The organism is Luteimonas sp. 9C, from assembly GCF_902506295.1.
Taxonomy (GTDB): Bacteria; Pseudomonadota; Gammaproteobacteria; order Xanthomonadales; family Xanthomonadaceae; genus Luteimonas.
In genome coordinates this window covers 2,056,052-2,072,818 of record NZ_LR733312.1, presented here as the reverse complement: position 1 = coordinate 2,072,818, position 16,767 = coordinate 2,056,052, and the positions used below count along the sequence as shown (strand labels likewise).

Sequence of the window (16,767 nt, the reverse complement as noted above, 5' to 3'; positions counted from 1 at the left end):
CGCGCCGGTCATGACGCTGCTGTGCGCATTCCCTGCGATACTGCCGCGCATGAGCGTTCTGCGATTCGACAACGTCAGCAAGCAGTATCCGGGCGGCCACGTGGCGCTGTCGGACGTGAGTTTCGATGTGGCGGCCGGCGAGATGCTGTTCGTCACCGGCCACTCCGGTGCGGGCAAGAGCACGCTGCTGAAACTCATCCATCTGGCCGAGCGGCCGAGCCGCGGCGCGGTGGTGTTCGGCGAGCGCAATCTGCTCAAGGTGCGCGGTCGCCGGGTCGCACTGCATCGCCGCGACATCGGCGTGGTCTTCCAGGACCACCGCCTGCTGCCCGACCGCAGCGTGTTCGACAACATCGCGCTGCCGTTGATCCTGCGCGGCATGCGCCGGCCGGAGATCGGCAAGCGCGTGCGCAGCGTGCTGGAACGGCTGGCGCTGGGCGCGCGCGAACGTGCGTTGCCTACCCAGCTCTCGGCCGGCGAACAGCAGCGCATCGGCATCGCCCGCGCGATCGTCGGCGAGCCGATGCTGCTGGTCGCCGACGAACCGACGGGCAATCTCGACCCGACGCTGTCGGCCGAAATCATGGCCCTGTTCGCCGAGCTGCCCGAGCGCGGGACCAGCGTGTTGATCGCCAGTCACGACCTCGGTCTGGTCAAGCGCATGAAGAAGCGCACGCTGGTGCTCGACCACGGCACGCTGGCCGACGACATTTCGCCGGAGGACCTCGCCGATGCCTGAGGCGCCCCGCAACCAGCCTGCGCGCAAGGGCACGTCGCCCGTCGGCACGTGGGTGGACCATCACGTCTACAGCGTGCTCGCCAGCCTCGGCCGGCTGTTCAAGAAACCGTGGTCGGCGGCGCTGACGATCGGCGTCATGGCGGTCGCGCTCGCACTGCCGCTCGGCCTGTGGCTGGTGCTCGACAACGTCGGGCGCCTGGGCGGCAGCATCGACGCCTCGCGCGAGATCAGCGTGTTCCTCAGACAGGACGTCGACGGGCCGCGCGCCGAGGCGCTCGCCGGCGAACTGCGCGGTCGCGGCGACGTCGGCAACGTCGTGCACCGCTCGCCGGACGAAGGCCTGGCGGAACTGCGCGAGCGCGGCGAATTCGGCGACGCGATCGACGTGCTGGGCGAGAACCCGCTGCCGCACGTGCTGATCGTGACGCCCGGTGGCGACGAGATGCTGCTGGCCGAGTCGCTACGTACGCTGCCGGAATCGGAACTCGTCCAGCACGATGCGCAGTGGCGCGAACGGCTCGACGGCTGGCTGCGCTTCGGCGGCCGCGTGGTCTGGGTGCTGGCGGCGCTGCTCGGCATCGGCGCCTTGCTGGTGGTCGGCAATACGGTGCGGCTCGACATCCAGTCGCGGCGCGACGAACTGGGCGTGCTGCAGTTGCTCGGCGCCACCGACGGCTTCATCCGTCGACCGTTCCTGTATCTCGGCGCCTGGTACGGGCTGGCCGCGGGCGCGGCCGCGCTCGGACTGCTCGCGCTCGCCGGCCTTGCGCTGCAACCGCCGCTGGCGGAACTGGCCGCGAGTTACGGCGCGGCGTTCGCGCTGCGCGGCTTCGGTCCGATGGGCGTCGTGGCGGTGCTGGCCGGCGCCACCGCGCTGGGCTGGTGCGGTGGCGGTGTCGTGACCGGGCATTTCCTGCGCCAGACGCGGCCCACCGATACCTGATCCATGCACGATCTTCGTCATTTGGCCGGCGACGCCCCCCGGGTGATGGTCGTCGACGGCTCGAAGCTCGTCCGCCGGCTGATCGGCGACGTGCTGCGGCAGTCGCTGGCCGATGTGGACGTGGTGGAGTGTGCGGGCCTGGCTGACGCGGTGGCCGCGCTGGAGGCCGCGCCGGTGGATCTGGTCAGTACCGCGCTGGCGTTGCCCGACGGGGATGGCCTGCAGCTGGCGCGCCGCGTGCGCGAAGCCACCGGGCAACGTTACGTGCCGGTGATCGTGGTGTCGGGCGACGCGCAGGCCCATCTCGAAGCGCGCCGCTTCACCGAAGACGTCACCGATCATTTCGACAAGGCACTGGGTCATCGCGCGCTGGCGGAATTCATCCGCGGCTACGTGCAGCCCGCGCCGGTGCCGGACGCGCACGTGCTCTACGTCGAGGACAGCCGCACGGTCGCGCTGGCGACCCGTCGCATGCTCGAGGCGCAGCAGATGCGCGTGACCCACGTGCTCAGCGCGGAGGACGCCCTGGCCTACCTCGACGCCTACCGCGACGGCCCGGCCGCGCCGGGCGCCGACCTGCTGCTGACCGACGTGTATCTGAAGGGGGAACTCAGCGGCCACGACCTGCTGCGGGCCGTGCGCCGCGACTTCGGTTACGGCAAGCGGCGCCTGCCGGTGCTGGTGATGACCGGCGACGGCAACCACGACAACCAGGTCGCGCTGCTGCGTGCAGGCGCCAACGATCTGGTCGTCAAACCGGCCGAGGAACGCGTGCTGGCCACCAAGACGCTGTTCCAGCTGCGGCTCGCCGCAATGCCGGGCTGAGCGTCCGCGTTACCCTGTCGCGCCCCGCGCCGCATCGAACCCCTGCATGTCCGACATCCGACTCGAGCCCTCCTGGAAAGCGCACGTCGGCGACTGGCTGCGTCGCGACGACATGCAGGCGCTGTCGGCGTTCCTGCGTCAACGCAAGGCCGCCGGTGCGCGGATCTACCCACCCGGGCCGGACATCTTCGCGGCCTTCGATGCGACGCCGTTCGATGCGGTGAAGGTGGTGATCCTCGGCCAGGATCCCTACCACGGCCCCGGCCAGGCGCACGGTCTGTGTTTCTCCGTGCGTCCCGACCAGCGCGTGCCGCCGTCGCTGGACAACATGTACAAGGAACTCGAACGCGACCTGGGGCTGCCGCGGCCCGATCACGGCTGGCTGATGCCCTGGGCCCGGCGCGGGGTGCTGCTGCTCAATGCGGTGCTGACGGTGGAAGAGGGCCGGGCCGGCGCGCACCAGGGCAAGGGCTGGGAAGGCTTCACCGACCACGTCGTCGATGTGCTCAACCGCGAGCGCGAGGATCTGGTGTTCCTGCTGTGGGGCAGTTACGCGCAGGCCAAGGGCAAGGTCATCGACACCACTCGACACTGCGTGCTGCGCACCACGCACCCGTCGCCGCTGTCGGCCTATCGCGGTTTCCTCGGCAGCGGGCATTTCTCCAAGACCAACGGGTTCCTGCGCAAACGCGGCATCGCACCGATCGACTGGTCGTTGCCGCCGCGAGCGGAGCTGGCCGCATGATCCGCAGCGTCGAGGCCACGCGCTACGTGACGCCGCTGCGCGAAGGCGGCTCGCTGCCGGCGGTCGTCGAAGCCGACGACGACGGCATGTACGTCATCAAGTTCCGCGGCGCGGGGCAGGGCGCCAAGGCGCTGGTGGCCGAACTGGTCGGCGGCGAATTCGCGCGCCTGCTGGGCCTGCCGATGCCGGAGATCGTCTTCATCGATCTCGATCCGGACCTGGCCGCGACCGAGCCCGATTCGGAAATCCAGCACCTGATCCGCGCCAGCGGGGGCTGCAATCTCGCGCTGGACTATCTGCCCGGCGCGATCAACTTCGACCCCGCGGTCGCGCCGCCCGATGCCGCGCTCGCGTCGTGGATCGTCTGGTTCGATGCCTTCATCTGCAATGTCGACCGCACCGCGCGCAATACCAACCTGCTGGTCTGGCACCGCCGGCTGACGCTGATCGATCACGGCGCGGCGTTGTACTTCCATCACGACTGGGACAGCGCTGCACGCATCGCGACCGGGCCGTTCGCGCGCATCGCCGACCACGTGCTGCTGCCGTTCGCGACCGCGCTCGACGCCGCCGATGCCGCCTTGTCGGCGCGCATCACGGAGGCCGACATCCGCCGCATCGTCGCGCTGGTGCCCGACGGGTGGCTGGCGCCCGAACCCGGGTTCGCCGACGCCGATGCGCTCCGCGATGCCTACGTCGCGTTCTTCTGCACGCGCCTGGCGCACCGGTCGACGTTCGTCGGGGAGGCGCAGCGTGCGCATGCAGCAGGTCTATGACTACGCGGTGATCCGGGCCGTGCCCCGGGTCGAGCGCGAGGAGTTCATCAACGTGGGCGTCATCGTGTCCTGCCAGGGCGCGCGGACGCTCGCGGCCGCGGTCGCGCTGGACCCGGCGCGGCTGCACGCACTCGATCCGCACGCCGATCTCGACACCCTGCAGCGGCATCTCGACGCCATCGTGCGCATCTGCCGCGGCGATGCGGATGGCGGGCCGATCGCCGCGTTGCCGGCGCGTGCGCGCTTCCACTGGCTCACGGCGAAGCGCAGTTCGATCATCCAGGTCTCGCCGGTGCACACCGGGCGCACCGACGATCCGCATGGACTGTGCACGCGCCTGATGACGCGGATGGTGCTGCCCCCGGCGCCGCTTCGCGGCGCATAAAAAAAACCCGGCAGCGTGGGGGCTGCCGGGTCGGCTACGGGCGAGGGAGGGATCGCCCGGAGTTCAGGTGGCGGCGCCGGAGCGCCGCAGCGCGGTTCAGCGCTTCGCGGTCTTCGCGGCGGCCTTGGCAACCTTCTCGGCCTCGGCGCGGACGTCGGCGGTGGCCGATTCGACCTGCGCCTTGGCGAGGCCGGCGATGGCTTCGTGCGTCTTCACCGTGCGGCCCAGGGTTTCCTGGCCGGCGCTGACGAGACGCTCGACGTTCTCGCGTGCAACCTGCGCGCCCTTCGGCCACAGGGCCTTGAGGCCATCCATGTCGCGCACGTCGATCGCTTCGTTGACGAAGGCGAACGTGGCATTGGTGTTGTCGTTGAGGGTCGAGAGGTGGAGACCGAACAGGGTCTCGGCGTTCTCGAGCGCCAGGCGGTTGAACTGGGCGGCTGCATCGGCGAACTGGCGCGACGCGGCGGTGAACTGCTCGTTGAACTGGTAGGACATGGCGGTTACCTGCGTGAGCCGGCGATCTGCCGGGTTTGTGCGGTGCAGCATATCGCAACCATGCTGCGTTGCAACAAACTTCCGACAAGCGGTCGTCGTGCATTCAGTTCCGTAAGCGAATCAGTGGCTTGGAACCGTTTCCAGTGCCCGTGCCGGCCTGCTCAGGGGCCGGTATAGCGACATCCGGACGTGCAGGTCTCGCGGATCACGATGGCGCTCAGCGCCGGCAGGCCGGGCTTGAGGCGTTCCCAGATCCAGATCGCCAGACGCTCGCTTGTCGGGTTCTCGAGGCCGGGAATGTCATTGAGATAGTGGTGGTCGAGCTGGGCATAGAGCGGTGCGAACGCGGCCTTCAGATCGCCGAAGTCCATGATCCAGCCGGTCTCCGGCCCCGGTTCGCCGGACACGTGCACCTCGACCTGGAACGAATGGCCATGCAGGCGCGCGCACTTGTGGCCCGGCGGCACGTTCGGCAGCCGATGCGCGGCCTCGAGGGTGAAAACCTTGAAGATGTCCATGCGCGCATTCTCGGGCGTGGCCGCTCGCGCGGCAATCGTCGCGGTGCCGACCTGCGCAGACGCCACGATCGCCGGGTCCTGTCTGCCCGGCACCCGCTCCGCTGTCCGTTGCGCTGCCTGCTGCCGCTGCTGATCGCCACCGCCGCCATGACCTTGCCCGAGCACGCCGCCTCCGCTGCCCCGCCCGCTGCCGGAGCGCCGCGGGTGATCGCGCATCGCGGCGCGAGCGCGCACAGGCCCGAGCACACGCTGCCGGCGTATCGCCGCGCGGTCGAGGACGGCGCCGATTTCATCGAGCCGGATCTGGTGATGACCCGCGACGGCGTGCTGGTCGCGCGTCACGAGAACGAGCTCGGCGGCACCACCGATGTCGCGCTGCATCCTCAGTTTGCGGCACGACAGCGCACGCAGCCCATCGACGGGCGCGCCATCACCGGCTGGTTCACCGAGGACTTCACCCTGTCCGAGCTGAAGACGCTGCGTGCCCGTGAACCGATGCCGGCCCTGCGCGGCGATGCGCACGACCGCCGGTTCCCGGTGTCCACGCTGCACGAGATCCTGGCGCTGCTCGACGATCTGGTGCGCACGTCGGGCCGTCAGGTCGGCCTGATCCCGGAACTCAAGCACCCCACGCACTTCCGCGCGATCGGCCTGCCGATGGAACAGGCGCTGATCGACGTGCTCGCGGAACACGACATCGCCACGCGCGTGCCGCTGGTCGTGCAGTCGTTCGAATCGACCAGCCTGCGCACGCTGCGCGACATCGCCGCGCCGGTGCTGCCCGACCTGCGCCTGCTCCAGCTGATCGGCGATCCGCGCGCGCGTCCGGCGGATGGCGACGCCGCTCGCAGCGATCTGCGCGACCGCGACATGCTGACCCCGGACGGCCTGCGTGCGATCGCGACGTACGCAGCGCTGCTGGGACCGCACAAGTCGCAGATCGCCGATGGCCGGTTCGAGGCGACCACGCTGGTGGCCGATGCGCACGCCGCCGGCCTGCAGGTCATGCCCTACACCTTCCGTCCCGAAAATCGCTATCTGCCGCTCGGATTGCGTCACGGCGGTCCCGATGCGCGCAACGAGGCCGGCGCCATCGCCGAGATGCGGGCGTTCCTCGATGCGGGCGTCGATGGTCTGTTCGCCGACGATCCCGCACTCGCGCGCCGCGCGGTGGACGCGCGCTGAACCGACTGCATCCGCGCCCCGCAATGCCGGCGTACGTCCCGTGAACCTCATCACGGGAGCCGCCCATGCCACTGTCCGTCGTCGAAGCTGCCGTCCGTCCGCGCGTGCGATGCGCTGCGCTGGCCGCATGCCTGCTGGTGGCATCGCCGCTGGTGGCGGCCGAGCGGGAGGAAGCACGCGCACTGGCGCGCGATGACGGTCGGTTGCTGTATCGGGAAGTGCATTACCAGGATCACGACGGCGATGCCGCGCGCCGCGTCGTGCTGTACCGGTGCCCGGACGGCGCGGCGTTCGCGCGCAAGGTGGTGCGCACCCAGGGCGTCGCCGCGCAGCCGGACTTCGCCTTCATCGATGCGCGCAGCGGCTACCGCGAAGGCGTGCGCACCCAGGGCGGCGCGCGCGAAATCTTCGTCCAGCGCGGCGATGCCGCGCCGCGCACCGCGGCACTGCCTGCGACCGAGGGCGCGGTGATCGATGCCGGCTTCGACGCCGCCGTGCGCGCACGCTGGTCGGCGCTGGGCGAATCGCCGCAGCGGCTGTCGTTCCTGCTGCCCGAACGTCTCACGTTCATGCCGGTGCGCGTGGAAAAAGTGGACGACGCCGGCGGCGTACGCCGGTTGCGGATGTCGGTGGATCGCTGGTTCGGCTTCGCGGTCGCCCCCATCGAGCTGCAATACGGGCTCGAGGACCGGCGGCTGCGCGAGTTCGCGGGTCCCGGCACGGTGCGCGATGCGCGCGGCAAACCGCGCGAGGTGCGGATCGTGTTTCCCGTCCAGCCACCGAGCCGCGTCGCGGCGACCGAAGTCGCCGCCGCGCTGGCCGAACCGTTGACAGGCCGATGCGCCACCTGACGTCCGCCGCCCCCCGCACTGGCCGCCGCCGGCGATCCGCACGACCGCGCTTGCGCGAACGGCGGGCCGCTGTGAGGATGGCGGTCCATCATTTCTCGGGATGCGTGCGCCGGATGCCACAGCACGATGCGATCGCCACAGCGCAACAGCCGGGCCTGGATCACTGGCTGGGCCAGGTGGCCGAAGGCGACCAGCGCGCGTTCGAATCGCTGTACCGCGCCAGCGCTTCGCGGCTGCTCGGCATCTGCATCCGGGTGCTGCACGACCGCGGCGAAGCCGAAGACGCGCTGCAGGATGTCTATGTGCGCATCTGGCGCAAGGCCGCGCAGTTCGATCCCGCGCGCGCCGCGGCAGCGACCTGGCTGGCGACGATCGCCCGCAATACCGCGATCGACCGGTTGCGCGCGCGCCCGCAGCACCAGCTCGCGCCGGTCGAACTCATCGAGGCGATGCCCGACGACGGCGACACGCCGCTGGAGTCGAGTGAACGCGCGGGTGACCGCGCGCGCCTGGACACCTGTTTCGACACCCTGGAGCCGCGCCGTCGCCGACTGATCCGTGCTGCGTTCTTCGACGGTGCCACCTACGAAGAACTCGCGCAGCGCGTGGGCTCGCCGCTGGGTTCGGTCAAGAGCTGGATCCGCCGTGGCCTGCTGCAGCTGCGGACGTGCCTGGAGCCATGAACGTGCGCGACCTCGACTTCGACATCGACGACAACGGTGGTCCCGAGCCGCCGCGGGCGGATCTGCTCGCCGGCGAGTACGTGCTCGGTGTGCTCGACGCGCCGGCGCGCGCGTCGGCCGAAGCGCGCATCGCCCGGGATCCGGGCTTCGCGCGTCTGGTGGCCGAATGGGACGTGCGGCTTGCGCCGTGGTTCGCCGAGTTTCCGGCAGCCGATGTGCCCGCGCACGTCTGGCCGCGGATCCGCACCGCCCTGGGCTGGACGCCGGTGGCGGCACGGCCCGAGGGTCTGTGGCACAGCACCGGTTTCTGGCGCGGCGCCACGGCGTTGGCGGCCGTGGTCGCGATCGTCGCGGTGCTGGCCGGCCGCATGCCTGTCGACGACGAGCGCGCGTCGCCGGTGGTGGTCGCGCCGACGCCTGCGCCGGTGCCCGCGCCTGCACCTGCACCCGCCATCGATGCGCTGCCGGTCACCACGCTCGCGCATGAAGACGGCTCGCCGGCGTGGCTGGCGTCGGTGGATGCCGGGCAGGGCCGGGTGCTGGTCGTGCCGGTGCCCGCCGATGTCGATGCGGCAGGGCGCGTGGCCGAGTTGTGGCTGATCCCCGAGGGCGGCGCGCCGACCTCGCTCGGTCTGTTGCCGCACGACCGGACGCATGCGGTCGAAGTGCCCGCCGCGCTGCAGGCTGCGCTGGTCACGGGCGCCACGCTGGCGGTGTCGCTGGAGCCGCCGGGTGGCTCGCCAGGGAACGCCCCCACGGGTCCCGTCGTCGCCAGCGGCGCCTTGCGCATCTAAGCGATCCCCAACCGGCGGCGCAGGCCGCCGGACATCGCGGCGCGCCACGTGCGCGCGTGAACGCAGGGATGCGGCGTGCATCCGTTCCACGCGCCTGCGCGTATTTCCCGTAAGCCACATCCGCAGGAGTCTTTCAATGTCGAGCGATCCCGGCCGCAGCGCGACCGGCACCCGCACGTTGCGCGCAAGTCTGGGCCGCTGGTTCGATACCGGCGCGCAAGCCAACGACGTGCGCGAAGGCGACGACCGGATCGACTGGCTGCGCGCGACGCCGTTCGTGGCGATGCATCTCGCCTGCCTGCTGGCGTTCTGGGTCGGCGTGTCGCCCATCGCGGTGATCGTGGCGGTGGCGCTGTACGCGATCCGGATGTTCGCGTTGACGGGTTTCTACCACCGTTACTTTTCGCATCGCACGTTCCGCACCTCGCGCGTGGTGCAGTTCGTGTTCGCGCTGATCGGTGCGTCGTGCGTGCAGCGTGGTCCGCTGTGGTGGGCCGCGCATCACCGCAATCACCATCGGCATACCGAGACCGCACTGGATCCGCATTCGCCGCGCGTCCACGGCTTCTGGTGGAGCCACATGGGCTGGTTCCTGACCCGCGAAGGCTTCCGCACCGACTGGTCGCGCATTCCGGACCTGGCGAAGTTCCCGGAGCTGCGCTGGCTCGACCGCTTCGACACGCTGGTACCGGTGCTGCTCGCGGTCGCGCTGTACGGCCTGGGCGCGCTGCTCGAACGCGTGGCGCCGGGCCTGGGCACCAGTGGCGGGCAGATGCTGGTCTGGGGCTTCTTCATCTCCACCACGGCGCTGTTCCACGCGACGGTGACGATCAATTCGTTGTCCCACCGCTTCGGCAGCCAGCGCTTCGACACCGGCGACGACAGCCGCAACAACGTCTGGCTGGCGCTGCTGACCTTCGGCGAAGGCTGGCACAACAACCATCACTTCTTCCCGGGCACCGTGCGCCAGGGGTTCCGCTGGTGGGAGATCGATCTGACCTGGTACGGCCTCAAACTGATGTCGTGGGTCGGCCTGGTGCGTGATCTCAAGCCGGTGCCTGCCTGGGTGCACGACAAGGCGCGCGCATGACGCAGCGCATCGCCGTCGTCGGGTCCGGCATTGCCGGTCTGTCCACCGCGTGGTGGCTGTCGCAGCGTCATGCGGTGACGCTGTTCGAGGCCGACACGCGGCTTGGCGGCCATACCCACACGCACGACGTGCAGGTGGGCGGTCAGCGGTTCGCGGTCGACACGGGCTTCATCGTCTTCAATCCGGCGCACTATCCGCTGCTGAGCGGGCTGTTCGAATCGCTGGACGTCGCCTCGCAGCCGACGACGATGAGTTTCTCGGTGCACAACGAAGCGGACGGGCTGGAGTACAACGCGACCACGCTCGACACCCTGTTCTGCCAGCGGCGCAACCTGGCGTCGCCGCGCTTCTGGGGCATGCTGCGCGACCTGCGACGGTTCTATCGCGAGGCGCCGGCACTGCTCGACAGTGACGATGCCGGCCCGACACTCGGCGAATACCTGCAGGCCAATCGCTACGGCGCCGCGTTCCGTGATCTGCATCTGGTGCCGATGGCCTCGGCGCTGTGGTCGTCGCCGAGCACCGGCATCCTCGAGTTTCCGGCGCGCTATCTCGTGCAGTTCATGGCCAACCACCACATGCTGCAGCTCAGCGGCCGGCCGGAGTGGCGTGTGGTGCGCGGCGGGTCGTCGCGCTACATCGATGCGCTGCGCGCCCGCTGGTCGGTGACCGAGCGCGTCGGCTGTCCCGTCGATGCGGTCCGCCGCGATGCCGAGGGCGTGCTCGTGACGTCCGCCGCCGGCAGCGAGCGTTTCGACCAGGTCGTGCTGGCCTGCCACAGCGACCAGGCACTCGCCCTGCTCGACGATGCCGATGCCGCCGAGCGCGACATCCTTGGCGCGATCCGCTACCAGCACAACGAGACGGTGCTGCACACCGATGCACGTCTGCTGCCGCGCAACCGCAAGGCCTGGGCGGCGTGGAACGCGCACATTCCCGCCACGCCCGGTGCGGCGTGCACGGTGAGCTACTGCATGCACCAGCTGCAAGGCCTCGATGCGCCCGAGCCGCTGGTGGTCACGCTCAACCGCAGCGGTGCGATCGATCCGGCGCGCGTGCTTGCGCGCATGCGTTATGCGCACCCGGTCTACGACGCGGCGATGGTGGCTGCGCAGGGCCGCCGCGAGGAGATCCAGGGCACGCGCCGGACCTGGTACGCCGGTGCGTACTGGGGCTGGGGATTCCACGAAGACGGCATCCGCAGCGCGGCCCAGGTCGCGCGTGCGTTCGGAGTCGGACCACTGGCCGACGCAGCCCGCGAACCGGCGGCGCCGCGGCCCGTGAGCGCCGTCGCATGAGCGGCGACGGCATTCGCGCGACGCCGGCCCCGGGGCTGCACAGCGCGGTCTACGAAGGCGTGGTGCGCCATCGCCGTTACCACCCGGTGCCGCACGCATTTTCCTACCGCGTCGCGCAGCTGTGGCTCGATCTCGACGAGCTCGATCGCGTGTTCGAGGGCCGCTGGCTGTGGTCGACCCGACGCCCGGCACTGGCCCGGTTCCGCCGCGCCGATTACCTCGGCCCGACCGACGTGCCGCTCGCCGAGGCCGTGCGCCTGCGCGTCGAAGCCGCACTGGGACGCAGGCCCGACGGCCCGATCCGGCTGCTCACGCATCTGCGCTACTTCGGATTCGTGTTCAACCCGGTGAGCTTTTACTACTGCTATCGCGCCGATGGCACGACGCTCGACTGCATCGTCGCCGAGATCACCAATACGCCGTGGAAGGAGCGCCATGCCTACGTGCTGCCGGCCGCGGATGCCGAACGGCACGGCCGCGCGCTGCAGTGGGCGTTCGACAAGGTCTTCCACGTCTCGCCGTTCATGGCGATGGACCACCGCTACCGCTGGCGGCTGACGCCACCGGTGGAGGATCTGCACATCCACATGGACGTGCTGCGCGATGACGTGCGCGAATTCGACGCCACGATGACACTGCAACGGCGACCCTTGGACGCGGGCTCGCTTGCGCGCGTGCTGTGGCGCTACCCCGCGATGACCGCACAGGTCGTCGCCGCGATCCACTGGCAGGCGCTGCGTCTCTGGCTCAAGCGCAATCCGGTGCACGACCACCCGCGTCTGCCGCGGACCGAACAGGAGCCTTCCCGATGAACCAGATCGCCGCCCATGCGACGCTGCGCCCGCCCGGCGCGCTCGAGCGGGCTCTGCGTGCGCGCCTTGTCACCCAGTTCGCCCGGATGGAAGGCGACGCGCTGCGGCTCGATGACGCACTCGGCAGCGAGACCTTCGGCGACGCGACGATCCGACCGGTGCACGTGCGCGTGCACGATCCCGCGTTCTACCGCCTGGTGGCCGCCAACGGCAGCGTCGGTGCGGGCGAGTCCTACATGGAGGGACACTGGGATTGCGACGATCTGGTCGGCCTGGTGCGCCTGCTGGTGCGCAACCGCGATCTGCTCGACGGCATGGAAACCGGCATCGCGCGCCTTGGCGGGCTCGCGATGCGCGGCTGGAACGCGCTGCGCCGGAACACGCGCGACGGCAGCCGCCGCAACATCGCCGCGCACTACGATCTCGGCAACGATTTCTTCTCGCTGTTCCTCTCGCCGGACCTGATGTATTCCTCCGCGCTGTTCGAACGCGAGGACGACACGCTGGAAACCGCGTCCACGCGCAAGCTCGACCGCATCTGTACGCGTCTGGCCTTGCGGCCGGGCGACCGCGTGGTCGAGATCGGCACCGGCTGGGGCGGTTTCGCGCTGCACGCCGCACAGCACTACGGCTGCCACGTCACCACCACCACGATCTCGCGCGAGCAGCATGCGCTGGCGAGCGCGCGGATCGCCGAGGCCGGTCTGCAGGAGCGTGTCACGCTGCTGCTGGAGGACTATCGCGACCTCGAGGGCACCTACGACAAGCTGGTCTCCATCGAGATGATCGAGGCGATCGGCGCGCAGTATCTCGAGACGTATTTCGGCAAGCTCGGCAGCCTGCTCAAGCCCGACGGCACCGCGCTGGTCCAGGCGATTACCATCGAGGACCACCGCTACGCGCAGGCGCGCGATTCGGTCGACTTCATCAAGCGCTTCATCTTCCCCGGCAGCTTCATTCCCTCGATCAGCGCGATGCTGCAGGCCAAGACCGCGGCCAGCGATCTGCAGCTGCTGCAGCAGGACGATTTCGGTCCCTCCTACGCGCGCACGCTGCAGATCTGGCGCGAGCGGTTCCTGGCGCAGCTCCCGGAGGTGCGCCGGCAGGGATTCGACCGGCGCTTCGAGCGCATGTGGACGTTCTATCTGGCGTATTGCGAGGGCGGGTTCCGCGAGCGCTCGATCGGCGTGTCCCACCTGCTGTTCGGCAAGCCGGACCATGTGCGGTTGGTGGCGTCATGAGCCCGCTGTGGACGCTGCTGGTGGTCTGGGCGCTCGCCGCGATCGCGATGACCGGCGCCTGGCGCTGGCAGAAGGCCCGTGACAACGCCGGCATCGTCGACGTGGTGTGGGCCTGTGGCGTCGGCGGCGCGGCGGTCGTGGTCGCGTTGTTGGGCGATGGCGCGCCGCTGCCACGGATCCTGCTCGCCGTGCTCGGCGGGCTGTGGGGCCTGCGCCTGGCGGCGCATCTGTGGAAGCGCGTGCGCAGCGAGGACGAGGATGGCCGCTACGCCTATCTGCGCACGCACTGGCACGGCGACCAGCGCAAGTTCTTCCTGTTCTTCCAGGCCCAGGCGCTGCTGATCGTACTGTTCGCGGTGCCGTTCCTCGCGGTGGCGGCCAATCCCGTCTCCTCGCTCGGTCTGCTCGCCGCGATCGCGGTCTGGCTGATCAGCGTCGGCGGTGAAGCGGTGGCCGATCGGCAGCTGGCCGACTTCCGCGCCGATCCCGCCAACCGCGGCAAGACCTGCAGGGATGGCCTGTGGCGCTACTCGCGGCATCCGAACTACTTCTTCGAATGGCTGCACTGGCTGACCTACGTGGTCCTCGCGGCGGGTTCGCCGCTGTGGTGGCTCGCGCTGGCCGGACCGGTGGTGATGTACCTGTTCCTGCGCTATGTCAGTGGCATTCCCTATACCGAACAGCAGGCACTGCGGACGCGCGGGGACGACTACCGCGACTACCAGCGCACCACGCCGATGCTGTTTCCGTGGTTCCCCAAATCCGACTCCAGAGGACCGTCCGCATGAATGCCGTGGCTCGCCCCGAACTCGAACGCGACACCGCCGCGCCCGGCCTGATCGGCATGGCCGAACGCGGACTGGTGCCCGATGCGGCGCTGCGCCTGGGCATCCGTCGCCTGTGCGCGCAACGACTGGCCGAAGAAACGGCCGGCAGCATGGAGGCGCAGTCGACGCGCTTCGACACGCTGCTGCAGTCGCTGCGCACCAGTCCCGTCGCCATCCACACCGATGCGGCCAACACCCAGCACTACGAACTGCCGCCGGAATTCTTCGCGCTGTGCCTCGGGCGCCGCTACAAGTACAGCAGCTGCTACTACCCGACCGGCAACGAGACGCTCGACGAAGCCGAAGACGCGATGCTGGCGCTGTACGGCGCCCGCGCGGAGCTCGCCAACGGGCAGGACATCCTCGAACTGGGCTGCGGTTGGGGTTCGCTGACGCTGTGGATGGCCGAGCAGTTTCCCGGCGCGCGCATCACCGCCGTCTCGAACTCGCGCCCGCAGCGCCAGCACATCGAAGCGCAGTGCAAGGCGCGCGGCCTGGGCAACGTGCGGGTGATCACCTGTGACGTGAACGAGCTGTCGCTCGACACCGGGGCCTTCGACCGCGTGGTGTCGATCGAGATGTTCGAGCACATGCGCAACTACCAGACCCTGATGACGCGCATCGGCACGTGGCTGCGACCGGGCGGCAAGCTGTTCGTGCACATCTTCGCGCACCGCACGCTGATGTATCCCTACGAGACCGCGGGCGAGGACAACTGGATGGGCCGGCATTTCTTCACCGGCGGCCTGATGCCGGCGGCGGACACGCTGCTGCATTTCCAGCAGGGCGATCTCGGCATCGAACAGCGCTGGCTGCTCGACGGCACGCACTATGAAAAGACCTCCAACCACTGGCTCGCCAACCAGGACCGCAACCGCGATGCCGTGATGCGCGTGCTCGAGCAGGCCTACGGCGCGGACGGGGCGAAGCTGTGGTTCCAGCGCTGGCGCATGTTCTGGATGTCCTGCGCCGAGCTGTTCGGATACGAGCGTGGCCAGCAGTGGCTGGTCGCGCATTACCGGTTCTCACGCGCGGGTTGACCGCGACCGACGCCGCACTCACGGCAGGAGGGGTTTCATGGCGACTTCGAACCGGCGGTTTGCCGCTGGCCTGATTTTCGCGGGCATCGCCACCGGCATGCTCGCGGCCTGTGGAGGCGGCAATGTGAAGGAACAGATTCCCCCGGTCGCGCACGTCGATGTACCGCGCTTCATGGGCGACTGGTACGTCATCGCGCAGATCCCGACGCGCCTCGAGAAGGAGGCCTTCGATTCGGTGGAGACCTACACGCTGCGCGAGGACGGCAAGGTCGACACGACGTTCCGCTATCGCGACGGCGGCTTCGACGAGAAGATCAAGACCATGCACCCCACCGGCACGGTGCGCGAAGGCACCGGCAATGCGATCTGGGGCATGCAGTTCGTCTGGCCGATCAAGGCCGAGTACGTGATCGTCTACGTCGACGACGCGTACCAGCAGACCATCGTCGGGCGCAGCAAGCGTGACTACGTGTGGCTGATGGCGCGTACGCCGTCGATCCCGGAATCCGATTACGCGGCGCACATGGCGCGCATCAGTGCGCTGGGCTACGACATCTCCAAGATCCGCCGCGTCCCCCAGTCGGCGGCCGATCCGGCGCGCGTGCCCGACGCGACCCGCGTCGACTGAGCGGTGCAGGCCGCGCGGCGCTCACGGGCGCCGCGCATAGAATGCGTCATGCAACGACGCGCGCGCTTCCGCTGGGCCTGGTGGCTGCTGGCCTACGCCAGCCTCGGGCTGGGCATCGTCGGCGTGTTCGTGCCGGGCCTGCCGACGACGGTGTTCGTGCTGATCTCGGCCTGGGCCGCCGCGCGCGGTTCCGATCGCCTGCATCGCTGGCTGCTCGCGCATCCACGATTCGGTCCGGCCATCCGCGACTGGCAGGCGCATGGCGCGGTCAGCCGCCGCGCGAAGTGGCTCGCGACCGGCACGATGACGGTCTGCGCCGCGATCCTGCTCGCGCTGATGCTGTGGATTCCCGCCCATCGCTGGTGGATGACCGCGTTGCCGATCGCGTGCATGGCCGCGGTGGCGATCTGGCTGTGGCTGCGGCCGGAGCCGCCGGCAGCGTGATCCCTAGGGCGCGCCGGTCTCGGCCTTGTAGCGCTCGAGGTAGTCGCGATAGCGCGTGTCGTTGAGGTTGCCCGACAGGCGGTACGGCGCGGTGTAGCCGAACTGGAAGTCGTACTGGCCGTCGCGCTCGACGACCAGCGTGCTCGTGGTCCAGTCCTGGCCCTTCTGCGCGTGCATGATCCGGCCGATCTGCGCGAAGCCGGCCTTGGCTTCGGGCGACAGGCGGAACGCGACCTTCTCCAGCGGGCCGTCGCCTGCGCGCGCGATCGCGAACGAAATGCTGCTGGTGCGCGGCGCGCCGCCGTCCTCGGACAGCGATTCGAAATCGACCACCAGGCGCAGCCAGTCACGCGCGCCCCATTCGCCGTCGTTCACGTCGCGGACGCTCGCCGCGACGGCACGCACGGTGTCGGCATAGGCGGCGTTGAGATCATCCATGGCGTGT

The 16,767-nt window shown here is 69.7% G+C and carries 21 protein-coding genes; 18 read left to right on the top strand and 3 right to left on the bottom strand.

From position 1 onward, the window contains the following. Nucleotides 1-49 precede the first annotated feature (49 nt). Genes ftsE through CURTO8I2_RS09510 form a run of 6 tightly spaced genes read left to right on the top strand, consistent with a single transcriptional unit; the run spans nt 50 to nt 4,413 of the window. Nucleotides 50-739 carry a cell division ATP-binding protein FtsE gene (ftsE, locus tag CURTO8I2_RS09535; protein ID WP_159680686.1) on the top strand — a complete coding sequence of 230 codons (690 nt, stop codon included), beginning with the start codon at nt 50-52 and terminating at the stop codon, nt 737-739. Then, a complete protein-coding gene (gene ftsX / locus CURTO8I2_RS09530) occupies nt 732-1,682 on the top strand; it encodes a permease-like cell division protein FtsX (RefSeq protein WP_159680684.1) in 951 nt (316 codons plus the stop codon). Before ftsE ends, ftsX begins: the two co-directional genes overlap by 8 nt. Before the next feature lie 3 nt (nt 1,683-1,685). Beyond that, nucleotides 1,686-2,507 carry a response regulator gene (locus CURTO8I2_RS09525; protein WP_159680682.1) on the top strand — a complete coding sequence of 274 codons (822 nt, stop codon included), beginning with the start codon at nt 1,686-1,688 and terminating at the stop codon, nt 2,505-2,507. Between the two features lie 46 nt (nt 2,508-2,553). Further along, nucleotides 2,554-3,252, top strand: a complete 699-nt coding sequence (gene ung / locus CURTO8I2_RS09520) for a uracil-DNA glycosylase (RefSeq protein ID WP_159680680.1) — start codon at nt 2,554-2,556, stop codon at nt 3,250-3,252. Further along, nucleotides 3,252-4,028 (top strand): HipA family kinase, encoded by a 777-nt coding sequence (locus tag CURTO8I2_RS09515; RefSeq protein WP_201295545.1) that lies wholly within the window; start codon nt 3,252-3,254, stop codon nt 4,026-4,028. The genes ung and CURTO8I2_RS09515 overlap by 1 nt, the downstream gene beginning before the upstream one ends. Further along, nucleotides 4,012-4,413, top strand: coding sequence for a DUF3037 domain-containing protein (locus CURTO8I2_RS09510; protein WP_159680676.1), 402 nt, complete (start codon nt 4,012-4,014; stop codon nt 4,411-4,413). The genes CURTO8I2_RS09515 and CURTO8I2_RS09510 overlap by 17 nt, the downstream gene beginning before the upstream one ends. A gap of 96 nt (nt 4,414-4,509) precedes the next feature. Here the strand turns inward: CURTO8I2_RS09510 and CURTO8I2_RS09505 are convergent, their stop codons facing one another. Both CURTO8I2_RS09505 and queD read right to left on the bottom strand, forming a co-directional pair. Beyond that, the gene (locus CURTO8I2_RS09505; protein ID WP_159680674.1) at nt 4,510-4,911 is read right to left on the bottom strand and encodes a phasin family protein; all 402 of its coding nucleotides are present in this window, start codon (nt 4,909-4,911) and stop codon (nt 4,510-4,512) included. Between the two features lie 161 nt (nt 4,912-5,072). Continuing rightward, the gene (gene queD / locus CURTO8I2_RS09500) at nt 5,073-5,429 is read right to left on the bottom strand and encodes a 6-carboxytetrahydropterin synthase QueD (protein WP_159680672.1); all 357 of its coding nucleotides are present in this window, start codon (nt 5,427-5,429) and stop codon (nt 5,073-5,075) included. A 147-nt stretch (nt 5,430-5,576) separates the two neighbouring features. Between queD and CURTO8I2_RS09495 the strand changes: the two genes are divergently transcribed. The 12 genes from CURTO8I2_RS09495 (at nt 5,577) to CURTO8I2_RS09440 (ending at nt 16,322) form a co-directional block, all read left to right on the top strand. Next, a complete protein-coding gene (locus tag CURTO8I2_RS09495) occupies nt 5,577-6,614 on the top strand; it encodes a glycerophosphodiester phosphodiesterase family protein (protein ID WP_159681631.1) in 1,038 nt (345 codons plus the stop codon). 65 nt (nt 6,615-6,679) lie between these two features. Next, nucleotides 6,680-7,465, top strand: a complete 786-nt coding sequence (locus CURTO8I2_RS09490; RefSeq protein ID WP_159680670.1) for a hypothetical protein — start codon at nt 6,680-6,682, stop codon at nt 7,463-7,465. 113 nt (nt 7,466-7,578) lie between these two features. Further along, nucleotides 7,579-8,148: a sigma-70 family RNA polymerase sigma factor gene (locus CURTO8I2_RS09485; RefSeq protein WP_159680668.1), complete on the top strand. Its 570-nt coding sequence runs from the start codon at nt 7,579-7,581 to the stop codon at nt 8,146-8,148. Continuing rightward, entirely contained in the window at nt 8,145-8,942 is a 798-nt protein-coding gene (locus tag CURTO8I2_RS09480; RefSeq protein WP_159680666.1) for an anti-sigma factor, read from the top strand. Before CURTO8I2_RS09485 ends, CURTO8I2_RS09480 begins: the two co-directional genes overlap by 4 nt. 136 nt (nt 8,943-9,078) lie before the next feature. After that, nucleotides 9,079-10,032, top strand: coding sequence for a fatty acid desaturase (locus CURTO8I2_RS09475; protein ID WP_159680664.1), 954 nt, complete (start codon nt 9,079-9,081; stop codon nt 10,030-10,032). Beyond that, nucleotides 10,029-11,330: an FAD-dependent oxidoreductase gene (locus CURTO8I2_RS09470; RefSeq protein WP_159680662.1), complete on the top strand. Its 1,302-nt coding sequence runs from the start codon at nt 10,029-10,031 to the stop codon at nt 11,328-11,330. Before CURTO8I2_RS09475 ends, CURTO8I2_RS09470 begins: the two co-directional genes overlap by 4 nt. After that, nucleotides 11,327-12,142 carry a DUF1365 domain-containing protein gene (locus tag CURTO8I2_RS09465; RefSeq protein ID WP_159680660.1) on the top strand — a complete coding sequence of 272 codons (816 nt, stop codon included), beginning with the start codon at nt 11,327-11,329 and terminating at the stop codon, nt 12,140-12,142. The genes CURTO8I2_RS09470 and CURTO8I2_RS09465 overlap by 4 nt, the downstream gene beginning before the upstream one ends. Beyond that, nucleotides 12,139-13,383: a cyclopropane-fatty-acyl-phospholipid synthase family protein gene (locus CURTO8I2_RS09460; protein ID WP_159680658.1), complete on the top strand. Its 1,245-nt coding sequence runs from the start codon at nt 12,139-12,141 to the stop codon at nt 13,381-13,383. Before CURTO8I2_RS09465 ends, CURTO8I2_RS09460 begins: the two co-directional genes overlap by 4 nt. Then, the gene (locus CURTO8I2_RS09455) at nt 13,380-14,171 is read left to right on the top strand and encodes a DUF1295 domain-containing protein (RefSeq protein ID WP_159680656.1); all 792 of its coding nucleotides are present in this window, start codon (nt 13,380-13,382) and stop codon (nt 14,169-14,171) included. Before CURTO8I2_RS09460 ends, CURTO8I2_RS09455 begins: the two co-directional genes overlap by 4 nt. After that, nucleotides 14,168-15,250, top strand: a complete 1,083-nt coding sequence (locus CURTO8I2_RS09450; protein ID WP_159680654.1) for a cyclopropane-fatty-acyl-phospholipid synthase family protein — start codon at nt 14,168-14,170, stop codon at nt 15,248-15,250. The genes CURTO8I2_RS09455 and CURTO8I2_RS09450 overlap by 4 nt, the downstream gene beginning before the upstream one ends. Nucleotides 15,251-15,347: 97 nt before the next feature. Beyond that, nucleotides 15,348-15,878 (top strand): lipocalin family protein, encoded by a 531-nt coding sequence (locus CURTO8I2_RS09445; RefSeq protein ID WP_159681630.1) that lies wholly within the window; start codon nt 15,348-15,350, stop codon nt 15,876-15,878. A 48-nt stretch (nt 15,879-15,926) separates the two neighbouring features. After that, nucleotides 15,927-16,322: a YbaN family protein gene (locus CURTO8I2_RS09440; protein WP_159680652.1), complete on the top strand. Its 396-nt coding sequence runs from the start codon at nt 15,927-15,929 to the stop codon at nt 16,320-16,322. 3 nt (nt 16,323-16,325) lie between these two features. Here CURTO8I2_RS09440 and CURTO8I2_RS09435 read toward each other — a convergent pair whose 3' ends face one another. Continuing rightward, the gene (locus CURTO8I2_RS09435) at nt 16,326-16,760 is read right to left on the bottom strand and encodes a hypothetical protein (RefSeq protein WP_159680650.1); all 435 of its coding nucleotides are present in this window, start codon (nt 16,758-16,760) and stop codon (nt 16,326-16,328) included. Nucleotides 16,761-16,767 lie beyond the last annotated feature (7 nt).

Coding starts and splice junctions, on each gene's coding strand:
- CURTO8I2_RS09435 (WP_159680650.1), bottom strand. CDS start 16,760: ATGGATGATCTCAACGCCGCCTATGCCGACACCGTGCGTGCCGTCGCG.
- CURTO8I2_RS09490 (WP_159680670.1), top strand. CDS start 6,680: ATGCCACTGTCCGTCGTCGAAGCTGCCGTCCGTCCGCGCGTGCGATGC.
- CURTO8I2_RS09525 (WP_159680682.1), top strand. CDS start 1,686: ATGCACGATCTTCGTCATTTGGCCGGCGACGCCCCCCGGGTGATGGTC.
- CURTO8I2_RS09460 (WP_159680658.1), top strand. CDS start 12,139: ATGAACCAGATCGCCGCCCATGCGACGCTGCGCCCGCCCGGCGCGCTC.
- queD (WP_159680672.1), bottom strand. CDS start 5,429: ATGGACATCTTCAAGGTTTTCACCCTCGAGGCCGCGCATCGGCTGCCG.
- CURTO8I2_RS09445 (WP_159681630.1), top strand. CDS start 15,348: ATGCTCGCGGCCTGTGGAGGCGGCAATGTGAAGGAACAGATTCCCCCG.
- CURTO8I2_RS09510 (WP_159680676.1), top strand. CDS start 4,012: ATGCAGCAGGTCTATGACTACGCGGTGATCCGGGCCGTGCCCCGGGTC.
- CURTO8I2_RS09470 (WP_159680662.1), top strand. CDS start 10,029: ATGACGCAGCGCATCGCCGTCGTCGGGTCCGGCATTGCCGGTCTGTCC.
- CURTO8I2_RS09455 (WP_159680656.1), top strand. CDS start 13,380: ATGAGCCCGCTGTGGACGCTGCTGGTGGTCTGGGCGCTCGCCGCGATC.
- CURTO8I2_RS09485 (WP_159680668.1), top strand. CDS start 7,579: ATGCCACAGCACGATGCGATCGCCACAGCGCAACAGCCGGGCCTGGAT.
- CURTO8I2_RS09440 (WP_159680652.1), top strand. CDS start 15,927: ATGCAACGACGCGCGCGCTTCCGCTGGGCCTGGTGGCTGCTGGCCTAC.
- ung (WP_159680680.1), top strand. CDS start 2,554: ATGTCCGACATCCGACTCGAGCCCTCCTGGAAAGCGCACGTCGGCGAC.
- CURTO8I2_RS09495 (WP_159681631.1), top strand. CDS start 5,577: ATGACCTTGCCCGAGCACGCCGCCTCCGCTGCCCCGCCCGCTGCCGGA.
- CURTO8I2_RS09465 (WP_159680660.1), top strand. CDS start 11,327: ATGAGCGGCGACGGCATTCGCGCGACGCCGGCCCCGGGGCTGCACAGC.
- ftsE (WP_159680686.1), top strand. CDS start 50: ATGAGCGTTCTGCGATTCGACAACGTCAGCAAGCAGTATCCGGGCGGC.
- CURTO8I2_RS09450 (WP_159680654.1), top strand. CDS start 14,168: ATGAATGCCGTGGCTCGCCCCGAACTCGAACGCGACACCGCCGCGCCC.
- CURTO8I2_RS09475 (WP_159680664.1), top strand. CDS start 9,079: ATGTCGAGCGATCCCGGCCGCAGCGCGACCGGCACCCGCACGTTGCGC.
- ftsX (WP_159680684.1), top strand. CDS start 732: ATGCCTGAGGCGCCCCGCAACCAGCCTGCGCGCAAGGGCACGTCGCCC.
- CURTO8I2_RS09505 (WP_159680674.1), bottom strand. CDS start 4,911: ATGTCCTACCAGTTCAACGAGCAGTTCACCGCCGCGTCGCGCCAGTTC.
- CURTO8I2_RS09480 (WP_159680666.1), top strand. CDS start 8,145: ATGAACGTGCGCGACCTCGACTTCGACATCGACGACAACGGTGGTCCC.